Source organism: Citrobacter sp. KTE30 (genome assembly GCF_000398825.1).
Classification (GTDB): domain Bacteria; phylum Pseudomonadota; class Gammaproteobacteria; order Enterobacterales; family Enterobacteriaceae; genus Citrobacter; species Citrobacter freundii.
This window is the reverse complement of record NZ_KB976055.1, coordinates 3,042,626-3,065,764: the sequence shown is the minus strand read 5'-3', so window position 1 is coordinate 3,065,764 and position 23,139 is coordinate 3,042,626. Positions and strand designations below refer to the sequence as shown.

Genomic DNA, 23,139 nt, shown 5'->3' with positions numbered 1-23,139 from the left:
AAGACCATGACCTTAAAAGAATTGTTCGTAGGTTTCGGCACCCAGGTACGCAGTATCTGGATGATCGGCCTGCATGCGTTCGCGAAACGCGAAACGCAGATGTACCCGGAAGAGCCGGTCTATCTACCGCCCCGTTTTCGTGGTCGTATCGTTCTGACTCGTGATCCAGACGGTGAAGAGCGCTGCGTTGCCTGTAACCTGTGTGCGGTAGCGTGTCCGGTAGGTTGTATCTCTTTGCAAAAAGCAGAGACCAAAGATGGCCGCTGGTATCCGGAGTTTTTCCGCATTAACTTCTCACGCTGCATTTTCTGCGGCCTGTGCGAAGAAGCCTGTCCGACAACGGCTATTCAGCTGACTCCAGATTTCGAGCTGGGTGAGTACAAGCGCCAGGACCTGGTTTACGAGAAAGAGGATCTGCTGATCTCCGGTCCGGGCAAATACCCGGAATATAACTTCTACCGGATGGCAGGTATGGCAATCGACGGCAAAGATAAGGGCGAAGCAGAGAACGAAGCCAAGCCTATCGACGTCAAGAGCCTGTTACCGTAAGGAGAGGGGCAATGGAGTTCGCTTTTTATATCTGTGGCCTGATAGCCATTCTCGCAACCTTGCGGGTGATCACCCACACCAATCCGGTACACGCGCTGCTGTATCTGATTATTTCGCTGCTGGCGATTTCCGGGGTGTTCTTCTCGTTAGGCGCTTACTTCGCCGGTGCGCTGGAAATTATCGTCTACGCGGGCGCTATCATGGTGCTGTTCGTATTCGTGGTAATGATGCTCAACCTCGGTGGTTCTGAAATTGAACAGGAACGCCAGTGGCTGAAACCTCAGGTGTGGATTGGTCCGGCGATTCTGTCGGCCATCATGCTGGTGGTCATTGTTTACGCCATTCTGGGCGTAAACGATCAGGGCATCGACGGGACGCCAATTAGCGCGAAAGCAGTCGGTATTTCCCTGTTCGGACCGTATGTACTGGCGGTCGAACTGGCTTCGATGCTGCTGCTGGCGGGCCTGGTTGTGGCCTTCCACGTGGGGCGCGAAGAGCGTTCAGGTGAAGTGCTGAGCAATCGCACTGATGACCGCGCGAAAAGAAAAACGGAGGAGCACGCATGATCCCCTTACAACATGGACTGATCCTCGCTGCGATTTTATTCGTCCTGGGTTTGACCGGTCTGGTTATCCGTCGCAATCTGCTGTTTATGCTGATCGGGCTGGAAATCATGATTAACGCCTCCGCGCTGGCCTTTGTGGTCGCCGGAAGCTACTGGGGCCAGACCGATGGTCAGGTGATGTACATTCTCGCCATCAGCCTTGCGGCTGCGGAAGCGAGCATTGGACTTGCGCTGTTGCTGCAACTTCATCGCCGTCGCCAGAACCTGAACATCGATTCAGTAAGTGAGATGCGTGGATGAACATGCTTGCCTTAACCATTATTCTGCCATTTATTGGCTTTGTATTACTGGCGTTTTCCCGTGGTCGTTGGTCAGAAAATCTGTCCGCTACCGTGGGTGTCGGGTCGATTGGTCTGGCCGCGCTGGTGACTGCGTTTGTTGGCGTTGATTTCTTTGCCAATGGCCAGCAGGCTTACAGCCAGCCGCTGTGGACCTGGATGTCAGTCGGCGACTTCAACATCGGTTTTAACCTGGTGCTGGATGGCCTGTCGCTGACCATGCTCTCCGTGGTGACCGGCGTTGGTTTCCTGATCCACATGTTCGCCTCCTGGTATATGCGCGGAGAAGAGGGCTATTCTCGTTTCTTCGCCTACACCAACCTGTTTATCGCCAGCATGGTGGTTCTGGTGCTGGCGGATAACCTGCTGCTGATGTACCTCGGCTGGGAAGGCGTGGGCCTGTGCTCCTATCTGCTGATTGGTTTCTACTATACCGATCCGAAGAATGGCGCTGCGGCAATGAAAGCCTTTGTGGTAACCCGTGTTGGTGACGTATTCCTGGCGTTCGCGCTGTTCATCCTCTACAACGAGCTGGGCACGCTGAACTTCCGCGAAATGGTGGAACTGGCGCCTGCGCACTTTGCAGATGGTAACAACATGCTGATGTGGGCAACCCTGATGCTGCTGGGCGGTGCGGTCGGTAAATCTGCGCAGTTGCCGTTGCAAACATGGCTTGCTGATGCGATGGCCGGCCCGACGCCTGTCTCTGCGCTTATCCACGCTGCGACGATGGTTACCGCCGGTGTCTACCTGATTGCACGTACGCACGGCCTGTTCCTGATGACCCCAGAAATCCTGCACCTGGTGGGGATTATCGGTGCCATCACTCTGGTGCTGGCGGGTTTTGCTGCGCTGGTACAGACCGACATCAAACGCGTTCTTGCGTACTCCACCATGAGCCAGATTGGTTATATGTTCCTGGCTCTCGGTGTACAGGCGTGGGATGCGGCGATTTTCCACCTGATGACGCACGCCTTCTTTAAAGCGCTGCTGTTCCTGGCATCCGGCTCGGTTATCCTGGCTTGCCACCACGAACAGAACATCTTCAAGATGGGCGGACTGCGTAAGTCAATTCCGCTGGTGTATCTCTGCTTCCTGATCGGTGGCGCGGCGCTGTCGGCTCTGCCGCTGATTACCGCTGGCTTCTTCAGTAAGGATGAGATTCTGGCCGGTGCAATGGCGAATGGTCATATTAATCTGATGGTTGCAGGTCTGGTCGGTGCGTTCATGACCTCTCTGTACACCTTCCGTATGATTTTCATCGTGTTCCACGGTAAAGAACAAATTCACGCTCATGCAGGGAAGGGGATTACCCATCATCTGCCGCTGATTGTGCTGATGATCCTGTCCACCTTCGTTGGCGCGCTGATTGTGCCACCGCTGCAGGGTGTACTGCCTGCGACGACCGAGCTTGAGCATGGTCGCGTTATGACGCTGGAAATTACCTCCGGTATCGTAGCGATTGCGGGCATCCTGATCGCAGCATGGCTGTGGCTGGGTAAACGCCAGCTTGTGACATCGATTGCCAACAGTGCGCCGGGCCGCCTGCTGGGTACCTGGTGGTATAACGCCTGGGGCTTCGACTGGCTGTACGACAAAGTGTTCGTCAAGCCGTTCCTGGGTGTTGCCTGGTTGCTGAAACGCGATCCGCTCAACTCAATGATGAACATTCCGGCGATCCTTTCCCGCTTTGCAGGTAAAGGCCTGCTGTTGAGCGAGAACGGTTATCTGCGCTGGTATGTGGCATCAATGAGCATCGGCGCCGTCGTTGTGCTGGCACTGTTGATGGTACTGCGTTGAGTTTGAGGATTGTGGGGTTGATGTCGGATGGCGCTCGCGCTTATCCGACCTACGGGAATCTGTAGGCCCGGTAAGCGTTCGCGCCACCGGGCAAAAAAAGCCGCAATCCGAAGTGAATTTTCTGTTTGAGAATTCGTTGAAAATCAGGTCCTGATGGGACTTTAACAAGGAATAAAGATCGCCATGTTACTACCCTGGCTAATATTAATTCCCTTTATCGGTGGCTTCCTGTGCTGGCAGACCGAACGCTTTGGCGTGAAGGTGCCGCGCTGGATCGCGCTGATTACCATGGGATTGACGCTGGCGCTTGGCCTGCAACTGTGGTTGCAGGGCGGCTATTCACTGACGCAATCCGCTGGCATTCCGCAGTGGCAGTCTGAGTTTGTCCTGCCGTGGATCCCACGTTTTGGCATCTCTATTCATCTGGCTATCGACGGTCTGTCGCTGCTGATGGTAGTGCTGACCGGTCTGCTCGGTGTTCTGGCGGTACTTTGCTCCTGGAATGAAATCGAAAAATACCAGGGCTTCTTCCATCTGAACCTGATGTGGATCTTAGGCGGCGTGATCGGCGTGTTCCTTGCCATCGACATGTTCCTGTTCTTCTTCTTCTGGGAAATGATGCTGGTGCCGATGTACTTCCTGATCGCGTTGTGGGGGCATAAAGCCTCTGACGGTAAAACGCGTATCACGGCGGCGACCAAGTTCTTCATTTATACCCAGGCGAGTGGTCTGGTGATGTTGATTGCCATCCTGGCGCTGGTGTTTGTGCACTATAAAGCGACCGGTGTGTGGACCTTCAACTATGAAGAGCTGCTGAATACCCCGATGTCCCACGGTGTGGAATATCTGCTGATGCTGGGCTTCTTCATCGCCTTCGCGGTGAAAATGCCGGTGGTTCCGCTGCACGGCTGGTTGCCGGATGCACACTCCCAGGCGCCGACCGCAGGTTCCGTTGATCTGGCGGGGATTTTGCTGAAAACCGCGGCTTACGGTCTGCTGCGCTTCTCCCTGCCGCTGTTCCCGAACGCGTCGGCGGAGTTTGCACCTATCGCAATGTGGCTGGGTGTTATCGGTATCTTCTACGGCGCGTGGATGGCCTTTAATCAGTACGATATCAAACGCCTGATTGCTTACACCTCCGTATCGCACATGGGCTTCGTACTGATTGCTATCTACACCGGCAGCCAGCTGGCTTACCAGGGTGCGGTTATTCAGATGATCGCGCACGGTCTGTCCGCAGCCGGTCTGTTCATTCTGTGTGGTCAGCTGTACGAACGTCTGCACACGCGTGATATGCGTATGATGGGCGGCCTGTGGGGCAAAATGAAATGGTTGCCTGCGCTGTCAATGTTCTTCGCCGTGTGTACGCTGGGTATGCCGGGTACAGGTAACTTCGTTGGCGAATTTATGATTCTGTTCGGCAGCTACCAGGTGGTTCCGGTCATTACCGTGATCTCGACCTTTGGTCTGGTGTTTGCCTCTGTTTACTCGCTGGCGATGTTGCATCGCGCTTACTTCGGTAAAGCGAAGAGCCAGATTGCCAGTGTTGAACTGCCAGGGATGTCGCTGCGTGAGCTGTTTATCATCCTGTTGCTGGTCGTGCTTCTGGTACTGCTTGGCTTCTATCCGCAGCCGATTCTGGATACCTCGCATTCTGCGATGAGCAACATCCAGCAGTGGTTTGTTAATTCCGTTACTACTACAAGGCCGTAAATCGCCATGACAATAACTCCACAACACCTGATTGCGCTGCTACCGCTGCTGATCGTCGGCTTGACGGTGGTGGTTGTGATGCTCTCCATTGCGTGGCGACGCAATCACTTCCTCAATGCCACGTTATCGGTCATTGGGCTTAACGCCGCGCTGGTTTCGCTCTGGTTTGTTGGCCAGGCGGGCGCCATGGACGTTACCCCGCTGATGCGGGTTGACGGTTTCGCCATGCTCTACACCGGACTGGTGCTGCTGGCCAGTCTTGCCACCTGTACCTTTGCTTACCCGTGGCTGGAAGGCTACGACGACAACCGGGAAGAGTTCTACCTGTTGGTGCTGATTGCCGCACTCGGCGGTATTCTGCTGGCTAACGCTAACCATCTGGCGGCGCTGTTCCTTGGTATTGAGCTGATCTCTCTGCCGCTGTTTGGTCTGGTTGGCTATGCGTTCCGTCAGAAACGTTCGCTGGAAGCCAGTATCAAATACACCATTCTGTCTGCCGCAGCGTCTTCCTTCCTGCTGTTCGGTATGGCGCTGGTGTACGCGCAGTCTGGCAATCTGTCGTTTGTTGCGCTCGGTAAGAGCCTCGGCGACGGCATGCTGCACGAACCGCTGCTGCTGGCGGGCTTCGGTCTGATGATTGTTGGCCTCGGCTTTAAACTTTCGCTGGTTCCGTTCCACCTGTGGACGCCAGACGTTTACCAGGGCGCTCCGGCTCCGGTTTCCACCTTCCTGGCGACGGCGAGCAAAATCGCTATCTTCGGCGTGGTGATGCGTCTGTTCCTGTACGCACCGGTAGGGGATAGCGAAGCGGTACGTATCGTACTGGGCGTGATTGCCTTTGCTTCCATCATCTTCGGTAACCTGATGGCGCTGAGCCAGACCAATATTAAACGTCTGCTCGGTTACTCTTCTATCTCTCATCTCGGCTACCTGCTGGTGGCGCTGATTGCTCTGCAGAGCGGTGAGATGTCGATGGAAGCGGTTGGCGTTTACCTGGCCGGTTACCTGTTCAGCAGCCTCGGCGCGTTCGGTGTGGTCAGCCTGATGTCCAGCCCGTACCGTGGCCCGGATGCGGACTCCCTGTTCTCCTACCGTGGTCTGTTCTGGCATCGTCCGATCCTCGCGGCAGTGATGACGGTAATGATGCTGTCTCTGGCCGGTATCCCGATGACGCTGGGCTTTATCGGTAAGTTCTACGTACTGGCAGTCGGTGTGCAGGCTAACCTGTGGTGGCTGGTTGCCGCTGTGGTGGTCGGTTCGGCGATTGGTTTGTACTACTACCTGCGTGTTGCCGTGAGCCTGTACCTGAGCGCACCGCAACAGCTGAACCGCGATGCGCCGTCTAACTGGCAGTACAGCGCGGGCGGTATCGTAGTGCTGATTTCTGCACTGCTGGTACTGGTGCTGGGTATTTACCCGCAACCGCTGATCAGCATTGTGCAGTTAGCGACTCCGCTGATGTAAGGCTACATGCAGTAACGAAAAAACCCGCCTCGGCGGGTTTTTTTATGCGTGAAATACGGGTCAGTTCAATAGCTGACGGCTTACCAGCGGACCGCTGATGCCTTTTGCTGTGCGATCCATCACTTCCTGGATCACTGAAGAAAGCTCATTGACTTCGAATTTGGCCACGTAGCCATCCGCTTTTACTCGGCGAACGTGATCTTCGTTCGCACTACCGGAAAGCGAAGAGTGGATAACGACCGGGATTTTCTTCAGGCGTTCGTCGGTTTTTATTTTGCGGGTAAGCGTAAAACCGTCCATCTCCGGCATTTCGAGATCGGTGAGTACCAGGGCGATCTTCTCGCTAATAGGCTTGCCCTCCGCCAGTGCTTCTGCGGAAAGCTGCTGTATTTTTTCCCACGCATCCTGGCCCGTTACATGCATCAGATGCGGGATTTCCATGGCGTTAAGCCCTTTTTCCAGCATTGCACGGGCCACTTTTGAATCATCTGCCACAATCGCCACCGCACCCGGCGTGATGTTGAATTTATTGGTTTTCAGATCGGTTGCGCGCAGGTCGTGGTTCGCCGGTACGATGTCGTACAAGATCTGCTCAACGTCGAGCACCAGCGCCAGGTTGTTGGTCTCTTTGTTGTCGTCCAGGCAAGCGATACTGGTGATATAGCGACCATTGACGGCTTTCTCGGCGGTATGCACCTGTTGCCAGTCCAGGCGCATAATGTTTTCCACTGACTCCACCGCAAACGCCTGGACGCTGCGGGCATATTCTGTGATCAACAGGATGTTGAGTCCGGTCTCTGGTTTACAGCCCGCGACGGCGGGCAGGTCAATCACCGGGATCACCTGATCGCGAATATTAACCATACCCAGCAGCGGGGCTTTCATACCAGCCGGACGCGTAAAGGTCGGCATCGGCACGATTTCACGCAGCTTGAATACGTTGATGCCAAATAGCTCTGATTTCTGCTCCTCAACAGATTTGCCGAGGCGAAATAGCAGTAGTTCAAAACGGTTAGACAGGGTTAGGTTTGTCCTGTCATCAATATCTTTCTGGAAATTGTTCATCCTGTCCTCAGTGTGAAAGCCAGCCTTTCCACTGTTATCGGCACTGAGGCGGAAAAATAAAGCGTTAAACGCTGAAAATGGCGAAATCGTGTGCCAGTTCCGTGTCTGGAAAAATCGCTTTGCACTCTTCAAGCAAACGCTGACAGCCTTTTTCATCATAGCGTGAGCTAACGTGGGTCATGATCAGGCGTCCCACTCCGGCATCCAGCGCCAGCTGTGCGGCTTGTCGGGTTGAGCTGTGCCCGCGACTGTTCGCTTTCTCCTCCATTGAGGCATCCAGCGTGGTTTCGTGTACCATGACATCTACACCTCGAGCCAGTTCAATGGCGGACGCGCAGGGTCCTGTGTCACCGAAAATAGCGACTGATTTTCCCCTGGTGGCCGGGGCGAGGAAGTCGGCGCCGTGGATCGTACGTCCATCCTCCAGCACGATAGTTTTCCCGGCTTTAAAATCCTGAAACCACGGGCCCGCTTTAACACCTGCCGCCTTCAGGGCGCTAGCGTCAAGCGCACCGGGTTTGTCATGCTCTTGAATGCGAAAACCGTAGCACTCCAGCGGATGCGCCAGCGGGTACGCCGTGACTTTACGCAGGCCGTCATCGACAATCTCACCTGCGGTGATTTCCACAATTTCCATCGGATAATCGGTCCAGGAGCCGCTCAGACGTAATGCGGTTTCGGTAAACTCTCGCAACCCTTTTGGCCCGTAAAGCGTCAGAGGCTGGACATTGCCGGCCATTGAGCGACTGCACAGTAGTCCCGGTAAACCAAACAGGTGATCGCCGTGCAGATGGCTGATAAAAATACGATCGAGTTTTCCTGGATTGAAAGGGGTGGTCAGCATCTGATGCTGTGTCCCTTCACCGCAATCAAAAAGCCACAGCCCCGCCTGAGTCGGGTGTTGCAGATTCAGTAAAATTGCCGTTACATTGCGTGAGCGAGTGGGGACTCCCGCTGACGTGCCTAAAAATAGTAATTCCATCTTCGCGTTACACTTTTCGCCATCAATAAGGCAGGGTGTTCAGGTTATCACAACATAGGGGCAGACAATGATTCACTGGCAAGATCTCCACCATGCAAAGCTGAGTACCCAACAACTGTACGCACTACTTCAGTTGCGATGCGCGGTGTTTGTAGTTGAGCAACAGTGTCCGTACCAGGATGTGGATGGCGATGACCTGGTTGGAGAGAATCGCCATATTCTGGGCTGGCATAACGATGAGCTGGTGGCGTATGCGAGGATTCTGAAAAGCGATGACGAGCTGGAGCCGGTGGTGATTGGTCGGGTGATTGTAAGCGAAGCGCTGCGTGGTGAAAAACTGGGGCAACAGCTGATGGCCCAGACGCTGGCATCCTGCGCGCAACACTGGCCACACAAGGCGTTATATCTGGGCGCGCAGGCGCATCTGCAATCGTTCTATGCGCGCTTTGGCTTTGTTCCGGTAACGGATATCTATGACGAAGACGGTATTCCACACGTCGGAATGGCGCGGGAAGCACATCAGGCGTAAACAGGCACAAACAGTCCAGGTTGTCTATAGTTAGCGGGTACGTCAATTGAAAGGGAGAATAAAATGTCTTTTCATTCTTATGAATCACGTATCGATGATGATCTGGAATTATTGAGTGAAACGCTGGAAGAGGTGCTGCGTTCTTCTGGCGACCCAGCAGATCAAAAATACCTTGAGTTAAAAGCGCGGGCAGAGCGGGCGTTAGAAGAGGTGAGAAATCGCGTCAGCCATGCTTCTGATAGCTACTATTACCGAGCGAAAAAAGCTGTTTGTCGGGCGGATGATTATGTGCACGAAAAACCCTGGCGCGGGATCGGCGTTGGCGCCACAGTCGGTTTAGTGATGGGATTATTGTTAGCACGGCGATAAATTCCGTTCTGTCATCGCATTTGTACGTACTCCCTAACTGGGGGTACTGCTTTTTCTGCTCAGTACCCCGTATAATGTGAGGTTTTTAACAGGGAGAGGTCCGCGTGCATTCAATCACTACTGCGCTGGAAAGTCTGATGCGTCATTTATCGCAAGAGATGCCAGCAGCACCTGGAATTCGTATTTACGATATACCTTTCCCACTGAATGATGCGTTTGACGCTTTAGGATGGCTGGCCAGTCAACCCGTCTGGCCCCAGTTTTACTGGCAGCAGCGTAACGGCGACGAAGAGGCCGCCGTATTAGGGGCCGTCGCCGCATTTTCCTCGCTGGAATCGGCCCAGCAATTTTTACACCAGCATGATAATCATCCCGACCTGCGCATCTGGGGCCTGAATGCCTTTGAGCCACAGCGTGGCAATTTGCTGCTGCCGCGGCTGGAGTGGCGACGTTGCGCCGGAGTGGCGAGCTTACGCTTACATCTCTATAGCGACGTGTCGCTACGTGAAGACGCTGCACATGCGATTGCCTTTATCTCATCGCTTGCTCCTGTAAAACCGCTTCCTGCATTGCGCTTGAATTTGACGGGAGAACAGAACTGGCCGGATAAAGCTGGCTGGACAAATCTGATAAAACTCGCCACGCAAACAATCGCAGGAGAAGACCTCGATAAGGTTGTGCTGGCACGGGCGACCGACTTACAGTTTTCTCAGTCGGTTAATGCCGCGGCCGTGATGGCTTCCAGCCGTCGCTTAAACCTGAACTGCTACCATTTCTTTATGGCATTCTCTGCCGACTCCGCTTTCCTTGGCTCTTCCCCTGAGCGTCTGTATCGGCGGCGAGACACGGCGCTGCGCACCGAGGCGCTGGCCGGAACAGTGGCCAATCATCCAGAGGATCATCGGGCCTGGCAGTTGGGTGAATGGCTAATGAAAGATGATAAAAACCAGCGTGAGAATATGCTGGTGGTTGAAGATATTTGCCAGCGCCTGCAAGGCTGTACGCAAACTCTCGACGTGCTGCCGCCACAGGTGCTCAGGCTGCGTAAAGTGCAGCACCTGCGCCGTTGCATCTGGACGGAACTGAATCAGGCCGACGATACGCTTTGCCTGATGCAACTCCAGCCCACGGCGGCTGTCGCCGGTATTCCGCGAGAGCTGGCGCGTGAATTCATCCAACAAAATGAACCCTTTGAACGTGAGTGGTATGCCGGTTCTGCGGGTTATCTTTCACGGCACCAAAGTGAGTTTTGCGTGTCACTACGTTCGGCGAAAATTAGCGCAAACGTGGTGCGCCTGTATGCCGGGGCAGGGATCGTACGTGGTTCAGATCCTGAGCAGGAATGGCAAGAAATAGACAACAAAGCGGCGGGTTTACGTACTTTATTACAGATGGAAGCCTAATGAGTCACACATTACCGACTCATATCAAAAATCCATTTATTCGATTCTTTATACTGTGTCGCAATATTGATACCGGACAATCTCATGTCAGTAAGCGCATTTAACCGACGCTGGGCGGCGGTCATTCTGGAAGCACTCACTCGCCACGGCGTCAGGCATGTCTGCATTGCCCCTGGCTCTCGTTCTACACCGTTGACGCTGGCGGCAGCGGAAAACCCCGCATTCATCCATCACACCCATTTTGACGAGCGTGGTCTTGGGCATCTGGCCTTAGGTCTGGCAAAAGTTAGCCGTCAGCCTGTCGCCGTGATTGTGACGTCCGGTACCGCGGTGGCGAATTTATATCCCGCGTTGATTGAAGCGGGCCTGACCGGTGAAAAACTAATTTTACTTACGGCAGACCGACCGCCAGAGCTTATCGACTGTGGTGCGAACCAGGCGATTCGTCAGGCCGGAATGTTTGCCTCGCATCCATCGCAAACGCTCTCTTTACCGCGTCCGACTCAGGACATTCCGGCAAGCTGGCTGGTGTCCACTATTGATAATGCGTTAGCAACCCTGCATAGCGGGGCGGTTCATATCAATTGCCCGTTTGCGGAACCGCTGTATGGCGATATGGACGAAACGGGGATTGCCTGGCAACAGCGCCTCGGCGACTGGTGGCAGGACGATAAACCCTGGCTGCGAGAAGCGCGTCGGCTGGAAAGCGACAAACAGCGCGACTGGTTTTTCTGGCGACAAAAACGCGGCGTAGTCATTGCGGGCCGCATGAGCGCTGAAGAAGGTAAGAAGGTTGCGCAGTGGGCGCAGACGTTAGGCTGGCCGCTGATTGGTGATGTTCTGTCGCAAACCGGACAACCGCTGCCGTGCGCCGACCTGTGGCTGGGAAATGCGAAAGCGGTAGCTGAGTTACAGCAGGCGCAGATTGTGGTGCAACTTGGCAGCAGCCTGACCGGAAAACGACTCCTGCAATGGCAGGCCAGCTGCGATCCGCAGGAATACTGGATTGTCGATAATATCGAAGGCCGCCTCGATCCGGCTCACCATCGTGGCCGCAGGCTGGTGGCGAAAGTTGGCGACTGGCTGGAGCTGCATCCGGCGGAGAAACGTCAGCCCTGGTACGTGGAAATCCCTCGTCTGGCACAACTGGCCTGGCAGGCGGTAGAAGCCCGTCGTGAGGCGTTTGGTGAAGCGCAATTAGCCCACCGTATTCGCGAATACTTGCCGGAGCAGGGGCAGCTGTTCGTGGGTAACAGTCTGGTGGTACGCCTGATTGATGCGCTGTCGCAGCTTCCGGCTGGTTACCCGGTCTATAGCAACCGTGGCGCGAGCGGTATTGACGGCCTGCTGTCAACGGCTGCAGGTGTACAGCGTGCCAGCGCGAAATCGACGCTGGCGATTGTTGGCGATTTATCTGCATTGTATGACCTGAATGCGCTGGCGTTATTGCGCCAGGTTTCTGCACCGTTTGTCCTGATAGTGGTCAACAATAACGGCGGACAGATTTTTTCTCTGCTGCCGACGCCAGCCAGCGAACGCGAACGGTTCTATCTGATGCCGCAGAACGTACATTTCGAGCATGCTGCCGCCATGTTTAACCTTAAATACCAGCGCCCGGAAAACTGGGAGCAGCTGGAGAGCGCGTTGACTAACGCCTGGCGTACTCCTGCGGCCACGGTGATTGAGCTGGTGGTGAATGAAACTGACGGGGCGCAAACCTTGCAGCAACTGCTGGCGAAGGTAAGTCATCTATGATCCTGCATGCGCAGGCGAAAGAGGGCCAGACGGGATTTCCCTGGCTGGTTTTCCTGCACGGTTTCTCTGGCGATTGTCGGGAATGGCAGACGGTCGGCGAAGCGTTTCAGGATTATTCGCGGCTATACATCGATCTGCCGGGACACGGTGGCTCTGCTGACATCAGCGTGAGCGGATTCGATGACGTAAACGTTTTGCTGCGTAACACTCTGCTTAGTTACAACATACACAACTACTGGCTGGTGGGATACTCTCTTGGTGGCAGAGTCGCGATGATGGCGGCCTGTCAGGAGATGCCTGGGCTTTGTGGTCTGGTGGTTGAAGGTGGACATCCAGGCTTGCAAGGCGAAGAGGCGCGCGTTCAGCGTCGTCTCTCGGATGGCCGCTGGGCTGCGCGTTTTCGCGCAGAGCCGCTACGTGAGGTGTTTAATGACTGGTATCTACAGCCCGTTTTTTCCTCGCTGAACACGGCACAAAGAGAGGCGCTGGTCGCTCTGCGTAGCCAGAATAATGGGCAAACGCTGGCGGCAATGCTGGAGGCCACCTCGCTTGCCGTACAACCTGATTTACGTGCGCAACTCACGACGCGCACATTTCCGTTTTATTATTTATGTGGTGAACGTGACGATAAATTCCGCGCTCTGGCGGCGGAAATATCAGTACCAAACCATGTGATTCGTAATGCCGGACACAACGCGCATCGGGACAACCCCGCGGGTGTAGTGGACTGTCTGGCTCAGATTCTGCGTCGCTGACTATAGGACATTTTATGATCTATCCTGATGAAACAATGCTTTACGCACCGGTAGAATGGCACGATTGCTCTGAAGGCTATACCGACATTCTTTACGAGAAATCCACCGACGGTATCGCAAAAATCACCATTAATCGTCCGCAGGTACGCAATGCCTTCCGTCCGGTCACCGTGAAAGAGATGATCCAGGCGCTGGCGGATGCTCGCTATGATGACAACATCGGCGTGATTATTCTGACCGGTGCGGGCGATAAAGCGTTCTGTGCAGGCGGCGATCAGAAGGTACGTGGCGACTACGGCGGATACCAGGATGACTCCGGTGTGCATCACCTGAACGTACTGGACTTCCAGCGTCAGATTCGTACCTGTCCGAAACCGGTAGTAGCGATGGTTGCAGGTTTCTCCATTGGCGGCGGTCATGTGCTGCACATGATGTGTGACCTGACCATTGCGGCTGAAAACGCCATCTTCGGTCAGACCGGTCCAAAAGTCGGTTCCTTCGACGGCGGTTGGGGCGCTTCCTATATGGCGCGCATCGTCGGTCAGAAAAAAGCGCGTGAAATCTGGTTCCTGTGCCGTCAGTACGATGCGAAACAGGCGCTGGATATGGGGCTGGTCAACACCGTGGTTCCGCTGGCGGATCTGGAAAAAGAGACAGTACGCTGGTGTCGCGAAATGCTGCAAAACAGCCCAATGGCGCTGCGCTGCCTGAAAGCTGCACTGAACGCCGACTGTGATGGTCAGGCAGGTCTGCAGGAGCTGGCAGGTAACGCCACTATGCTGTTCTACATGACGGAAGAAGGTCAGGAAGGCCGTAACGCCTTTAACCAGAAACGTCAGCCTGATTTCAGCAAATTCAAACGGAATCCGTAATGCGTAGCGCGCAGGTATACCGCTGGCAGATCCCCATGGACGCGGGGGTGATTCTGCGCGACAGGCGGTTAAAAACGCGTGACGGGTTATACGTATGTCTTCGTGACGGTGAGCGTGAAGGGTGGGGAGAAATCTCCCCGCTGCCGGGCTTCAGTCAGGAAAGCTGGGAAGAAGCGCAAACCGAGTTGCTGGCTTGGGTGAAAGGCTGGCTGCAAGGGGATGCCTCCTTACCGCAACTGCCTTCAGTCGCCTTTGGCGTAAGCTGTGCGCTGGCCGAACTGGCTGGCGTATTGCCACAGGACGCAGACTATCGTGCTGCACCGCTGTGTACGGGCGATCCTGACGATCTGGTACTGCAACTGGCGGACATGCCGGGCGAAAAAGTGGCGAAGATTAAGGTCGGTCTGTATGAAGCGGTTCGCGACGGCATGGTAGCCAATCTGTTACTTGAGGCGATCCCGGAGCTGCATTTGCGACTTGACGCCAACCGGGCCTGGACGCCGTTGAAAGCTCAGCAGTTCGCGAAATACGTTAATCCGGAGTATCGCGGACGCATTGCCTTCCTCGAAGAACCGTGCAAAACCCGTGATGATTCTCGTGCCTTCGCGCGTGAAACCGGCATTGCCATCGCCTGGGATGAAAGTCTGCGTGAAGCGGATTTCACCTTCGAAGCCGAAGAGGGCGTCAAGGCTGTGGTTATCAAACCTACGCTGACCGGCAGTCTCGATAAAGTCCGTGAACAGGTGGCAGCGGCGCATGCGCTTGGTCTTACTGCCGTTATCAGTTCGTCAATCGAGTCGAGTCTGGGCTTAACCCAGCTGGCGCGAATTGCCGCCTGGTTGACGCCGCAAACCATCCCGGGTCTGGATACCCTGAGCCTGATGCAGTGCCAGCAGGTACGCACCTGGCCCGGTAGCGCGTTGCCGTGTATCGACGTTGATGCGCTGGAACGTCTGCTATGACCCAGCAGGAAAGGCCCGATAGCGTGAGCTTATCGGGCCTGATACAACCCAGTGACTGGCCGTGGCGTCACTGGCGACAGGTTCGTGCGAAGGCGCCAGCCTTACGCCTCAACGATGAGGCATTAAGCTGGAGCGAGCTCTGCGCGCGCATCGACCATCTGGCCAGCGGTTTTGCCGCTCAGGGCGTGGAAGAAGGCGATGGCGTCCTGCTTCGCGCCTGGAATCATCCGCGCGCTTTGCTGGCCTGGCTCGCGCTGCTGCAGTGTGGGGCGCGGGTTTTACCTGTGAACCCACAGTTGCCTCAGTCGCTGCTTGATGCGCTGGTCCCGGACTTAACGCTACGTTTTGCGCTGGATCTGGAGGCTGCTATCGCACTCCCGGAACTCAGTCCGTTACAGATGAAGTCGTTGCCAGGCTATCACGCCGCTGCATGGTTGCCCGAGCGTTTGAGCACGATGACGTTAACCTCAGGTTCTACCGGATTACCAAAGGCGGCGGTGCATACCTGTCAGGCGCATCTGGCAAGCGCGCAGGGCGTACTGTCATTAATGCCGTTTGGTGCTGAGGATGACTGGCTGCTCTCACTGCCGCTGTTTCATGTTTCCGGGCAGGGCATTTTGTGGCGATGGTTGTTCGCCGGGGCGCGAATGACCGTGCGCGACAAACAGCCGCTGGATCAAATGCTGGCTGGATGCACTCACGCTTCACTGGTGCCCACGCAACTGTGGCGCTTACTTGTTAATAACACGCCAGTCACGCTAAAAGCGGTGCTGCTGGGCGGTGCGGCAATTCCTGTTGAGTTGACGGAACAGGCGCGTGAACAGGGGATTCGTTGCTGGTGCGGTTACGGATTGACGGAGTTTGCTTCTACGGTTTGTGCGAAAGAGGCAGATGGCCTGGCGGATGTGGGCTCTGCTTTACCGGGGCGGGAAGTCAGGATCGTTAATGACGAAGTTTGGCTACGAGCCGCCAGCATGGCGCAAGGTTACTGGCGTAACGGACAGCTTATGCCTTTAGTGAACGCGGAAGGCTGGTTTGCAACCCGCGATCGCGGCGTGTTGAAGGACGGCAAGTTAACCATTGTCGGTCGTATGGACAATCTGTTCTTTAGCGGCGGGGAAGGCATACAGCCGGAAGAGGTGGAACGCGTGATTGCCGCACATCCACATGTTCTGCAGGCCTTTATTGTGCCGATAGAAGACAAAGAATTTGGCCATCGCCCGGTGGCGGTCGTTCAGTATGACGCTAATGCTGGAGAAACTAATCTGGCAGAGTGGGTAAAAGATAAGCTGGCACGCTTTCAGCAACCGGTATGTTGGTTGACATTGCCACCCGAGCTTAAAGCCGGAGGGATTAAAATCTCGCGTCGTGCGTTGTCGGATTGGGTAAGTGCTTCATCATTAACATTAAGAAAGCATTAATTACATTTCTCATTTTTGTCATTCCGCAGCTATTGTCCTTTTGTTTATCTGCTGAAGTGTAACCTATTGTGAAATTTTTTAACAAAAGGTGCGCTATGGAATGGCATGTGAAGAAGTCTTGCTGTCACAAGAAAGCAGAGAGGCTCTATATCGTACTTTGCGATAGTGGTGGTTCGCTTAAGATGCTCGCTGAGGCGCAATCTTTCGAGCGGGTTAAACCTGGCGATCTTCTTTCACCGCTGAAAGATGCGCAGTATTGTGTTAATCGCGATGTATCCCGCGTGATTAAAATAATCGATGCCAGACAGTACATATGTGACGAATGGGAGCGCCTGTTACGACTGTCGGCAGATAAATGAGCTCAGCGCCGGTGCTTGTCTGCAGGCAGAAAAATCGTCATTAAACCCGCCATGATGCACAGTACCCCAACCAGCGCCTTTACTGAAAATGTTCCCTGCCAGCCGGGCAGAATCATTGATGCAACCCAAACCAGCACATAGCTCAGGCTGAGCAGGGCATAAGCTTTGCTCAGCGCGAGCTGGTGCAGGGCTTTATGCCAGCAAATAACCGACAGCAAATAGCCTGCCAGCCCGGCAGATAAAGCAAACGCTCCAATACTGAGAGATAATACGGCGGAGATGAACTCCAGCAGCTGCATCATTGGCGGCAGATTATCCATTGCGAAGCCGAGGCTCAACTGGGCTGCAGAGGTGATAATAACGCTACATAATCCCCAAAAGATGCCCATTACACTGCGCTCCCAAGAATAAAGATGCCGGTAATGATCAGCCCAACCCCCAGCCAGTGGCGTGTAGTGACGGGTTCGCGCCAGATTTTCCACGCGGCCAGCGTCACCCATACAAAGTTAAGACTCAGCATGGGGTAGGCGATACCGACAGGAATGTTCTGCAGTACCGCCAGCCATAGCAGCATGGCCAGACCGAGGCTTGCCAGAGCAAGCCCAATCCATTGCGTGACGTGGCGTTTTCGCGCACGAACGGACACCGGTCGGGTCGCCTGCTTCTGGCATAGCTGGCCGCAGACGCTGAGCAGGCTGGCGAGAACTAAGGCTATCCAGATCATTTTGGCCGATACTGAATCAGGACCAGTCGCCCCTGATTATCAATGTAATCAGCGGGAGGGAGAGCGAGATGATTAATATCTTCATCCTTATCAATCGTGAGCACGAGCGTAATATTTCCTTGCTGACGATGTTGCGCTAACCAGTCGGCAAAGTCTTCCCGACTAACAAAGCGCCCCTGAGCATCCGGGTAGTTGAGGCCATATTTTAACTCTCCCGTTTGGCCGTACATCATGATGTCGTCACGCTTCAGGCTCCAGGCCAGCCCTGCGGCAACGCCAACGTTGTCGGTGAGAATGTAACGGCTCGACTCCAGCGACTCTTTAGTCATCTCGACAAAAAACTGCGGCTGTTTAGACTCCATCACCCGGTCAGGGACTGAGAAACCAAACAACAGCGCGAGTCCCAGCGGGCACAGCGCGGCGAATTTCCAGTTCTTCTCGCGGTTATTTAGCGTATACCAACCGAACAGTGCCCAGGTGATAAAAATGCCCCACGCGCAAAACACCTTATACGTTTCGATATGCGACCAGACTGGCGTCTTTAACGGACCCAATGTGGAAACAATAAATGTGGCGACAATGCCGGTCACGCCGAACAGCACGTTGATCCAGCCATTCACACGCAGTGCGGCGGAGCCTTTTTCCGCGGCCTGCAGGCCGAAACGCGCCGTTAATATCGCCAGCGGGGCGAAGCAAGAAAGAATATAGGTTGGCAGTTTTCCTTTGGCGATGCTGAAAAACAGGATTGGCATGACAATCCAGCTTAACAGGTACAGCGCGCTGCGCGGAACATCCCGCTCACGCCAGCCCGTACGCAGCGCGCCGGGGAGCAGCCCGAGCCATGGTAATGCGCCAGCCACGAATACCGGAATGTAGTACCAGATGGGAGCCTTGTGTTGGGCATCATCCTGTGCGAAGCGTTGAATATGTTCAACCCAGAAGAAGTAATGCCAGAAATCCGGCTCACGCTGGGCAATCGCTATTCCCCACGGCAGCACAATCACGACGCAGCCGATAACCGCCAGCAGACCGTAGAGCATGAGATCTTTCCAGCGCTTTTGCGCGAAAACCCACGGCAGTACGCTGAGCACAGGAACGGCAAGCGCCAGGAAGCCCTTGGTCATCACGCCCATACCGCAGGTTAACCCTAACAGCAAAAAAGCGATGATTTTGCGCGTTCTGGTGGTGGCCTGCATGCCTTCCCAAAAACAGCACATGCCCGCCATCAGCCAAAGCGCAATTATGGGATCAAGTACCGCGTAGGTACCGATGCTGTAAACTGAAAAGAACGTTAAAAAGATAGCAGAAGAGAGTACGGCGGTACGCTTATCCTGCCATAACCGCATGGCAAGCCAGGCTACCAGTAGCGCCGTCAGCAAGGTGGCAAAAATAGCCCCCGCTCTGACGCCAAAATTATTAGCACCAAATAGCCATTGTCCGATGCTGTTTAACCAATATCCGGCAATCGGTTTTTCGAAGTAACGGAGTCCTAAAAAGTGCGGCACGATCCAGTCGCCGGACGTCAGCATTTCCCGACTGATTTCGGCATAGCGCGTTTCATCAGGCTGCCAGAGCAGGCGACTGTTGATAGGGAGAATAAAATACAGCGCAATAAACGCGATACAGGCCAGAGTGTAGCGGGCAGCAGGTTTCATTGTGTCGCACTCACCGGTTGTTGGCAGCCGAGCCATCCCTCTCTGCCCGGTATTTTTCCCCGCACGATCTGCCCTGTTGGCAGCGTGCTGATATCGTCTGGTAACAGCTCGCCAAGCGGGCAAAATGTCATCCCCATGTCGGCGGCGCGAGTAAGCAGCTCGTCAAAATTCTGATGAAAGGCGATGCCTTCAACTTCCGCATGAATGGTGTACACCGGTGTTCCTCTGCTCATCTGGATGTGGGAGATAATATAAGCGTTGAAGTCCACCGCCTGGACCTCCTGACCAACCACTTCATCCCATGTTGGTAACGTGACGGGAATTTGCGGCGTACCTGTTTTCCCGGACGCCAGTACAGGACGAAATAAAGACGTTCCCCGACAGTCGCTGTTATAGCGTAAATGGAACGTTTCTTTTGCCTCGACGACGCGGTTGTCGGCACGCCATCCGGCAACCGCAGAACAGGTAACCGGTTGTCCGATGATGGCTTCAAGGGCGGTAATGCCTCGTGAAATATCATCAATCAGCTGTTTATCATTCCAGTTTCCGCTTCGCGCTTGCCAGGCATGGTGATCCCAGGCATGCAAACCGGTTTCATGAATCAGGGCGGTTTGCGCAATGATCGCCGCATTGGCCTGGCCAATCTCTTTTCCCGGCCATGCGGTTCCCGCGAGCAATATATCCCATCCGTAGAGCGATGCTGCGTTTGAGCGCAGCATCTTCCACAGAAATTGTGGCTTCACAAGACGCCAGAGATGGCGCCCCATGTTGTCAGGTCCAACGCTAAAGAAAAAACTTGCCCGAACGTTATGCCGGTTCAATGTCTCCAACAGGCGGGGCACACCTTCGCGCGTCCCCCGGAAAGTATCGACATCAATGCGCAAGCCTACTTTGGTCATGATGTGTGTTCCGTGATATCCACACTGCGTAAGAAGAAGTCCAGCGTCTCTTCTACCGTTTCCTGCATCTCAATGGTGGGCTCCCAGTTCAGGCAGCGTTTTGCATTACGAATGTTGGGCTTACGATGCTCAACGTCCTGATAACCTTTACCATAGTAGCTGCTGCTTTCGACGTCACGGAAACCGGCAAACGGTGGGAAGTGGTTACGCAATGGATGTTTTTCAAAACAGGTAAGCAGCATTTCTGCCAGTTCCTGAATACTGGCCTCATTCTCCGGGTTACCGATGTTGATAATTTCGCCATCGCAGCGTCCGCCTTCGTTTTCAATGATGCGGTACAGGGCTTCGATACCATCGCGAATATCAGTAAAGCAGCGTTTTTGCTTACCGCCTTCAATCAGCTTAATCGGTGAACCTTCCACCAGATTGAGGATCAGTTGGGTAATGGCGCGTGAGCTGCCGATACGCGCGGCGTTAAGGCTGTCCAGACGCGGTCCCATCCAGTTAAACGGACGGAACAGGGTGAAGCGCAATCCCTCTTTTTCGCCGTATGCCCAAATTACGCGGTCCAGCAACTGCTTGGAAACGGAGTAGATCCAGCGTGGTTTATTGACCGGACCGACGATCAGGTTCGAGCTGTCTTCATCAAAAACTTTGTCGGTACACATGCCGTAGACTTCGGAGGTTGACGGGAAAATGATGCGCTTACGGTATTTCACGCAGTAGCGAATGATTTTCAGGTTCTCTTCAAAATCGAGCTCAAACACGCGCAGCGGGTTGCGGGTATATTCGATTGGCGTGGCGATCGCTACCAGCGGCAGCACGACGTCGCATTTTTTCACATGATATTCAATCCATTCGGAGTGAATGCTGATATCGCCTTCGACGAAATGGAATCGTGGATGCTGCAGAAAACGACTAATGGCGTCGCTGCCAATGTCGAGTCCATACACTTCGTAATTGTCTTCTTGCAACAGGCGTTCGGTCAGATGGTTACCAATGAAGCCATTGACGCCAAGGATCAGCACGCGAGTACGGCGTTTAGCGGTAGTAACTGACTGGCTGTTCAGGCGAGAACCTGGTACCAGGCCCAGAACCTGCGCCAGCTGTGACCCCTGCATGGCAATACCATCGCCAGCTTGCCCGGTAATAATCTCCAGTGCGCCATCAGCGCATGCGATCAGCAAAGGAGAAACGGAGATGACGGTTCCTGGCCGGGCTGCGCGGTCATTTTTGCAAACACGTGACGACCAGACGGTGAATTTTTGCGTACCAACATAGCTAAATGCGCCCGGCCATGGATCGCTGACGGCGCGTACCTGGTTATGCAACTCTGCGGCTGGTTTGTTCCAGTTGAGGAAGCTATCTTCCGGCGTACGGCGACCAAAACAGGTCGCCTCTGCTTCCTGTTGGGGGTGTTCTGCATAATCTCCCGTTTTAATCGCGGGCAGCGCCTCTTCGAGTAACTGACGCGCTGCCTGGCACAATTTATGGTGCAGCGTTAACGCCACATCATCGGGCGAAATAGCAACCCGCTGCTGGGCAACAATGGCACCGGCATCCGCGCGTTTGACCATCCGGTGAAGCGTGACGCCGGTTTCGGTTTCACCATTGACCAGTACCCAGTTCAGCGGTGCGCGGCCACGGTATTTGGGCAGTAGCGAGCCGTGCAGATTAAATGCACCCTTAGGGGCAATGCTGAGGATCTCATCACTCAGTAAATGGCGATAGTAGAACGAGAAGATAACATCAGGTGCCAGTTGGCTAATGCGCTCAATCCACAGGGGATGATTAACCTCGTCCGGGGCGTAAACCGGAATACCGGCGCTGGCCGCGAGGCGGGAAACAGATCCAAAAAACGCCTTTTCACCCGGATTGTCGGTGTGCGTAAAAATGGCAGCGATTTCATAACCTGCATCCAACAAGGCCTGGACACCCTGACATCCCATATCGTGATAGGCAAATACGACGGCTTTCATGCGCGGTTTTCCTCGGTTGACTGCGTGGTTTGTGGGCGGATAACGTGTTGAACAAAATAGCGGGGGCGGGCGCGGACATCGTTATAGATGCGACCGATATATTCGCCGAGTAAACCCATGCCAATAAACTGTGCGCCGATAAAGGTAAACAGGACGGCAAACAGCATGAATACCCCTTCCGCGGCCCACTGTGGGCCGAGCGTCAGGCGCAGAACAACAAGCAAGACTGATAAGGTAAAGCCCGTGGCGGCGATCACGCTGCCCAACAGACTCAGCATGCGAAGCGGTGTTGTGGTAAGGCAAGTCACCAGGTCATACATCAGGTTGATCAGACGCATGAAGCTGTATTTGGAATCACCAAATTCGCGCTCTGCATGATGTACCGGGATCTCCGTAGCGCGACGGGCAAAAATGTTGGCCAGAATAGGGATAAAGGTGCTGCGCTCCTGGCAATGCAGCATGGCATCGACGATGTGACGGCGATAGGCGCGTAGCATGCAACCGTAGTCACCCATCGCTTTTCCGGTGGTGCGCTGAATCAGATGGTTGATCATGCGTGAGGCGGTCTTACGAAATACGCTGTCCTGACGATTCTGACGTACCGTTCCCACCACATCGAAGCCTTCATCTGCGGTGGCAACCAGCCGTGGGATCTCCTCCGGCGGGTTCTGCAAATCGGCATCCAGTGTGATGATCAAGTCCCCGGTGACATGGCTGAAACCGGCCATAATCGCCGAGTGTTGCCCGTAATTGCGATTCAGCAAAATAGAAACAATATGGCTGTTTGGTGCCTGAGAGGCGTCCATCATCAACTGAGCGGAATTGTCACTGCTGCCGTCGTCGATTAGCAGAATTTCATAGTCTTTACCCAATTTCTCGCAGGCGGCGCTGGTGCGTCTGATTAACTCTGGCAGGCTTTCCTGTTCATTAAAAACGGGAATGACCACCGAGACTTTTTTGATTGGTGCTGCTTCAAACATG

General features: G+C 54.5%; 23 protein-coding genes. 15 read left to right on the top strand and 8 right to left on the bottom strand.

Features of this window, described 5'->3' with window-relative positions; translation table 11 throughout:
- Window positions 1-6 precede the first annotated feature (6 nt).
- The 6 genes from nuoI (at window position 7) to nuoN (ending at window position 6,429) form a co-directional block, all read left to right on the top strand.
- Window positions 7-549, top strand: coding sequence for an NADH-quinone oxidoreductase subunit NuoI (gene nuoI, locus WC1_RS08415; RefSeq protein WP_003028062.1), 543 nt, complete (start codon window positions 7-9; stop codon window positions 547-549).
- Between the two features lie 11 nt (window positions 550-560).
- Window positions 561-1,115 carry an NADH-quinone oxidoreductase subunit J gene (gene nuoJ / locus WC1_RS08420; protein WP_003028059.1) on the top strand — a complete coding sequence of 185 codons (555 nt, stop codon included), beginning with the start codon at window positions 561-563 and terminating at the stop codon, window positions 1,113-1,115.
- Window positions 1,112-1,414: an NADH-quinone oxidoreductase subunit NuoK gene (nuoK, locus tag WC1_RS08425; RefSeq protein WP_000612644.1), complete on the top strand. Its 303-nt coding sequence runs from the start codon at window positions 1,112-1,114 to the stop codon at window positions 1,412-1,414. The genes nuoJ and nuoK overlap by 4 nt, the downstream gene beginning before the upstream one ends.
- Entirely contained in the window at window positions 1,411-3,252 is a 1,842-nt protein-coding gene (nuoL, locus tag WC1_RS08430) for an NADH-quinone oxidoreductase subunit L (RefSeq protein WP_003027695.1), read from the top strand. Before nuoK ends, nuoL begins: the two co-directional genes overlap by 4 nt.
- A gap of 183 nt (window positions 3,253-3,435) precedes the next feature.
- Window positions 3,436-4,965: an NADH-quinone oxidoreductase subunit M gene (gene nuoM, locus WC1_RS08435; RefSeq protein ID WP_003027692.1), complete on the top strand. Its 1,530-nt coding sequence runs from the start codon at window positions 3,436-3,438 to the stop codon at window positions 4,963-4,965.
- Window positions 4,966-4,971: 6 nt separating this feature from the next.
- Complete coding sequence (gene nuoN, locus WC1_RS08440) at window positions 4,972-6,429, top strand: NADH-quinone oxidoreductase subunit NuoN (protein ID WP_003027689.1); 1,458 nt, start codon at window positions 4,972-4,974, stop codon at window positions 6,427-6,429.
- A 60-nt stretch (window positions 6,430-6,489) separates the two neighbouring features.
- On the opposite strand, the gene WC1_RS08445 is transcribed toward nuoN, so the two are convergent.
- Together WC1_RS08445 and rbn are read right to left on the bottom strand one after the other, a co-directional pair.
- Window positions 6,490-7,494, bottom strand: a complete 1,005-nt coding sequence (locus WC1_RS08445) for a chemotaxis protein (protein ID WP_003839364.1) — start codon at window positions 7,492-7,494, stop codon at window positions 6,490-6,492.
- Between the two features lie 64 nt (window positions 7,495-7,558).
- On the bottom strand, window positions 7,559-8,476 hold the full coding sequence (gene rbn, locus WC1_RS08450; RefSeq protein WP_016150699.1) for a ribonuclease BN: 918 nt from the start codon (window positions 8,474-8,476) through the stop codon (window positions 7,559-7,561).
- 67 nt (window positions 8,477-8,543) lie between these two features.
- Between rbn and WC1_RS08455 the strand changes: the two genes are divergently transcribed.
- The 9 genes from WC1_RS08455 to pmrD all read left to right on the top strand — a co-directional run bounded on the left by WC1_RS08455 (window position 8,544) and on the right by pmrD (window position 16,901).
- The gene (locus tag WC1_RS08455; protein ID WP_003027684.1) at window positions 8,544-9,005 is read left to right on the top strand and encodes a GNAT family N-acetyltransferase; all 462 of its coding nucleotides are present in this window, start codon (window positions 8,544-8,546) and stop codon (window positions 9,003-9,005) included.
- Between the two features lie 63 nt (window positions 9,006-9,068).
- Window positions 9,069-9,374: a stress response protein ElaB gene (gene elaB, locus WC1_RS08460; RefSeq protein ID WP_003027683.1), complete on the top strand. Its 306-nt coding sequence runs from the start codon at window positions 9,069-9,071 to the stop codon at window positions 9,372-9,374.
- A 104-nt stretch (window positions 9,375-9,478) separates the two neighbouring features.
- Window positions 9,479-10,777, top strand: a complete 1,299-nt coding sequence (gene menF / locus WC1_RS08465) for an isochorismate synthase MenF (RefSeq protein WP_016150698.1) — start codon at window positions 9,479-9,481, stop codon at window positions 10,775-10,777.
- 84 nt (window positions 10,778-10,861) lie between these two features.
- Complete coding sequence (gene menD / locus WC1_RS08470) at window positions 10,862-12,532, top strand: 2-succinyl-5-enolpyruvyl-6-hydroxy-3-cyclohexene-1-carboxylic-acid synthase (RefSeq protein WP_016150697.1); 1,671 nt, start codon at window positions 10,862-10,864, stop codon at window positions 12,530-12,532.
- Window positions 12,529-13,287, top strand: coding sequence for a 2-succinyl-6-hydroxy-2,4-cyclohexadiene-1-carboxylate synthase (gene menH, locus WC1_RS08475; RefSeq protein WP_016150696.1), 759 nt, complete (start codon window positions 12,529-12,531; stop codon window positions 13,285-13,287). Before menD ends, menH begins: the two co-directional genes overlap by 4 nt.
- A 14-nt stretch (window positions 13,288-13,301) precedes the next feature.
- Window positions 13,302-14,159 carry a 1,4-dihydroxy-2-naphthoyl-CoA synthase gene (menB, locus tag WC1_RS08480; RefSeq protein WP_003027671.1) on the top strand — a complete coding sequence of 286 codons (858 nt, stop codon included), beginning with the start codon at window positions 13,302-13,304 and terminating at the stop codon, window positions 14,157-14,159.
- Window positions 14,159-15,121 carry an o-succinylbenzoate synthase gene (gene menC / locus WC1_RS08485; protein WP_003027669.1) on the top strand — a complete coding sequence of 321 codons (963 nt, stop codon included), beginning with the start codon at window positions 14,159-14,161 and terminating at the stop codon, window positions 15,119-15,121. The genes menB and menC overlap by 1 nt, the downstream gene beginning before the upstream one ends.
- Window positions 15,118-16,542, top strand: coding sequence for an o-succinylbenzoate--CoA ligase (gene menE / locus WC1_RS08490; RefSeq protein WP_016150695.1), 1,425 nt, complete (start codon window positions 15,118-15,120; stop codon window positions 16,540-16,542). The genes menC and menE overlap by 4 nt, the downstream gene beginning before the upstream one ends.
- A 95-nt stretch (window positions 16,543-16,637) precedes the next feature.
- The gene (gene pmrD / locus WC1_RS08495) at window positions 16,638-16,901 is read left to right on the top strand and encodes a signal transduction protein PmrD (RefSeq protein WP_003839377.1); all 264 of its coding nucleotides are present in this window, start codon (window positions 16,638-16,640) and stop codon (window positions 16,899-16,901) included.
- A 2-nt stretch (window positions 16,902-16,903) separates the two neighbouring features.
- Here pmrD and arnF read toward each other — a convergent pair whose 3' ends face one another.
- Genes arnF through arnC form a run of 6 tightly spaced genes read right to left on the bottom strand, consistent with a single transcriptional unit; the run spans window position 16,904 to window position 23,138 of the window.
- Window positions 16,904-17,290 (bottom strand): 4-amino-4-deoxy-L-arabinose-phosphoundecaprenol flippase subunit ArnF, encoded by a 387-nt coding sequence (gene arnF, locus WC1_RS08500; protein WP_003845102.1) that lies wholly within the window; start codon window positions 17,288-17,290, stop codon window positions 16,904-16,906.
- On the bottom strand, window positions 17,290-17,625 hold the full coding sequence (gene arnE, locus WC1_RS08505) for a 4-amino-4-deoxy-L-arabinose-phosphoundecaprenol flippase subunit ArnE (RefSeq protein WP_003027661.1): 336 nt from the start codon (window positions 17,623-17,625) through the stop codon (window positions 17,290-17,292). The genes arnF and arnE overlap by 1 nt, the downstream gene beginning before the upstream one ends.
- Window positions 17,622-19,280 (bottom strand): lipid IV(A) 4-amino-4-deoxy-L-arabinosyltransferase, encoded by a 1,659-nt coding sequence (arnT, locus tag WC1_RS08510; RefSeq protein ID WP_016150694.1) that lies wholly within the window; start codon window positions 19,278-19,280, stop codon window positions 17,622-17,624. The genes arnE and arnT overlap by 4 nt, the downstream gene beginning before the upstream one ends.
- Entirely contained in the window at window positions 19,277-20,179 is a 903-nt protein-coding gene (gene arnD, locus WC1_RS08515; RefSeq protein WP_016150693.1) for a 4-deoxy-4-formamido-L-arabinose-phosphoundecaprenol deformylase, read from the bottom strand. The genes arnT and arnD overlap by 4 nt, the downstream gene beginning before the upstream one ends.
- Window positions 20,176-22,158 (bottom strand): bifunctional UDP-4-amino-4-deoxy-L-arabinose formyltransferase/UDP-glucuronic acid oxidase ArnA, encoded by a 1,983-nt coding sequence (gene arnA, locus WC1_RS08520; protein WP_016150692.1) that lies wholly within the window; start codon window positions 22,156-22,158, stop codon window positions 20,176-20,178. Before arnA ends, arnD begins: the two co-directional genes overlap by 4 nt.
- A complete protein-coding gene (gene arnC, locus WC1_RS08525) occupies window positions 22,155-23,138 on the bottom strand; it encodes an undecaprenyl-phosphate 4-deoxy-4-formamido-L-arabinose transferase (protein WP_016150691.1) in 984 nt (327 codons plus the stop codon). Before arnC ends, arnA begins: the two co-directional genes overlap by 4 nt.
- Between the last annotated feature and the right edge of the window lies 1 nt (window position 23,139).

Coding starts and splice junctions, on each gene's coding strand:
- pmrD (WP_003839377.1), top strand. CDS start 16,638: ATGGAATGGCATGTGAAGAAGTCTTGCTGTCACAAGAAAGCAGAGAGG.
- menB (WP_003027671.1), top strand. CDS start 13,302: ATGATCTATCCTGATGAAACAATGCTTTACGCACCGGTAGAATGGCAC.
- arnF (WP_003845102.1), bottom strand. CDS start 17,290: ATGGGCATCTTTTGGGGATTATGTAGCGTTATTATCACCTCTGCAGCC.
- arnE (WP_003027661.1), bottom strand. CDS start 17,625: ATGATCTGGATAGCCTTAGTTCTCGCCAGCCTGCTCAGCGTCTGCGGC.
- nuoM (WP_003027692.1), top strand. CDS start 3,436: ATGTTACTACCCTGGCTAATATTAATTCCCTTTATCGGTGGCTTCCTG.
- elaB (WP_003027683.1), top strand. CDS start 9,069: ATGTCTTTTCATTCTTATGAATCACGTATCGATGATGATCTGGAATTA.
- arnC (WP_016150691.1), bottom strand. CDS start 23,138: ATGTTTGAAGCAGCACCAATCAAAAAAGTCTCGGTGGTCATTCCCGTT.
- nuoN (WP_003027689.1), top strand. CDS start 4,972: ATGACAATAACTCCACAACACCTGATTGCGCTGCTACCGCTGCTGATC.
- rbn (WP_016150699.1), bottom strand. CDS start 8,476: ATGGAATTACTATTTTTAGGCACGTCAGCGGGAGTCCCCACTCGCTCA.
- menD (WP_016150697.1), top strand. CDS start 10,862: ATGTCAGTAAGCGCATTTAACCGACGCTGGGCGGCGGTCATTCTGGAA.
- nuoI (WP_003028062.1), top strand. CDS start 7: ATGACCTTAAAAGAATTGTTCGTAGGTTTCGGCACCCAGGTACGCAGT.
- nuoK (WP_000612644.1), top strand. CDS start 1,112: ATGATCCCCTTACAACATGGACTGATCCTCGCTGCGATTTTATTCGTC.
- menC (WP_003027669.1), top strand. CDS start 14,159: ATGCGTAGCGCGCAGGTATACCGCTGGCAGATCCCCATGGACGCGGGG.
- nuoL (WP_003027695.1), top strand. CDS start 1,411: ATGAACATGCTTGCCTTAACCATTATTCTGCCATTTATTGGCTTTGTA.
- menH (WP_016150696.1), top strand. CDS start 12,529: ATGATCCTGCATGCGCAGGCGAAAGAGGGCCAGACGGGATTTCCCTGG.
- arnT (WP_016150694.1), bottom strand. CDS start 19,280: ATGAAACCTGCTGCCCGCTACACTCTGGCCTGTATCGCGTTTATTGCG.
- menE (WP_016150695.1), top strand. CDS start 15,118: ATGACCCAGCAGGAAAGGCCCGATAGCGTGAGCTTATCGGGCCTGATA.
- nuoJ (WP_003028059.1), top strand. CDS start 561: ATGGAGTTCGCTTTTTATATCTGTGGCCTGATAGCCATTCTCGCAACC.
- arnA (WP_016150692.1), bottom strand. CDS start 22,158: ATGAAAGCCGTCGTATTTGCCTATCACGATATGGGATGTCAGGGTGTC.
- arnD (WP_016150693.1), bottom strand. CDS start 20,179: ATGACCAAAGTAGGCTTGCGCATTGATGTCGATACTTTCCGGGGGACG.
- WC1_RS08455 (WP_003027684.1), top strand. CDS start 8,544: ATGATTCACTGGCAAGATCTCCACCATGCAAAGCTGAGTACCCAACAA.
- WC1_RS08445 (WP_003839364.1), bottom strand. CDS start 7,494: ATGAACAATTTCCAGAAAGATATTGATGACAGGACAAACCTAACCCTG.